The following is a 1367-nucleotide window of genomic DNA, read 5'->3' as shown; positions in this document are numbered from 1 at the left end:
GCCCAGTGAAACGACAGATCCTCGCAACGTAAAATCATGCAGTTAGGCCTCATGAGAAAAGTGTACACCTGAGATGACAAGCATTTTCAACCAAAACTGGCATGGAAAAACAGCATGATTACCTATTATTCAACAAAGCCTTCTCCTCGCTGAAATTCCTGAACAAAAGCAACCTTTCTCTTCCATTGCTGTTCAACCATCACTGTCGGAAATAGAAAGAAGAGAGGCTGGTAATTAATATTCACGTGATACAGTGCCAACGGTTTTCCAGTTGCATGAATCGATGAGCAATATTTGACATTCTCAATTAACGCAGTGACATCATCACAATAACGCGCAGAGACGTGAACCTCTATATTTCTGCTAAATAATGGCCATACACCTAAACGCTTTTTCAAGGCTTTCGTAAAATAAGCGTGATAATCACTGTCAGGCTGACGAAGCGATGTACGATAGCTGGATTCAGCCAGAATCAAATCCAAGGCAGATGAAATATAAACCACCCGACACAGCTCTGCGAGAAAAAGAAATGCCATAACAAAGGGGATAAAGAGTAAAGAAAACTCAAGCGCAGAACTTCCGCTACTAGAACGATACCATGAAATCGAATGATTTGTTTTGTTGTTCAATTCTTTATTCCTTTTACTTACACAGCCCACAACAGCCAATAGCCAGAGCAAATAGCAATACCATAGGGTATAGTGATGACGTTATTTATTGAGAACAGTCTATAATATAAACACGTAAGCAACGTGAGTGGGATCCCAGCCATTCCCATAAAAAATAAAAAATTACCTATCTCTGTCGTTGAAAGCCCCGTTGATAATGCACAGACCAGTTTAACATCGCCTGCACCGATTACGCCGACTATAGATAAAACAAAACCAAGACAAAACAATAGCAACAGCACTATTAAAGAGAGATCCTCAGGATGATGAAAGGCTAATAAAAGTGAGAGAGAAAAAATGAGCAATGTCGTCGCATTGGTAATTTTCCGGCAACGAATATCCGTATAACAGACGAACATCAATATTATACTAATAACAATTGTCAGCATCCCTTCTACTTTCACTTTACATCATACCTTAAAAATGCCAGAAGCGTTTATAATCCACTGAATGGTATGGTGTAACGAATCAGCAGACGATCCGGTAATCAACCTAATACAGGCTTTGTTGAATAAATAGAACTTTTGGGTAATCATCGGAGCAGATCACCACAGTTGTGGCTTTGTTGAATAAATCAGAACTTGTAACGACTGCGCCCCATACGGGTCGATTGTTACGTGATGCGAATATTGTTCGGCATTCCTAATAGCGTGATCCGGTTAAGCGCTTTGACCATGGCCATGGCTTCACCCACCTGAG

General features: G+C 40.5%; 3 protein-coding genes and 1 pseudogene. All 4 read right to left on the bottom strand.

Annotated elements, in window-relative coordinates:
* Nucleotides 1-125 precede the first annotated feature (125 nt).
* A complete protein-coding gene (locus tag QZ506_RS01365) occupies nt 126-659 on the bottom strand; it encodes a TadE/TadG family type IV pilus assembly protein (protein ID WP_367272951.1) in 534 nt (177 codons plus the stop codon).
* Complete coding sequence (locus QZ506_RS01360; RefSeq protein ID WP_291968513.1) at nt 647-1072, bottom strand: prepilin peptidase; 426 nt, start codon at nt 1070-1072, stop codon at nt 647-649. The genes QZ506_RS01365 and QZ506_RS01360 overlap by 13 nt, the downstream gene beginning before the upstream one ends.
* Before the next feature lie 6 nt (nt 1073-1078).
* A complete protein-coding gene (locus QZ506_RS01355; protein ID WP_291968511.1) occupies nt 1079-1204 on the bottom strand; it encodes a hypothetical protein in 126 nt (41 codons plus the stop codon).
* A gap of 77 nt (nt 1205-1281) precedes the next feature.
* Nucleotides 1282-1367: pseudogene (locus QZ506_RS01350) on the bottom strand (lipoprotein); the annotation flags it as partial.

Source organism: Candidatus Symbiopectobacterium sp. (genome assembly GCF_020054415.1).
GTDB lineage: Bacteria > Pseudomonadota > Gammaproteobacteria > Enterobacterales > Enterobacteriaceae > Symbiopectobacterium.
This window is presented reverse-complemented; position numbering and strand designations above follow the sequence as displayed.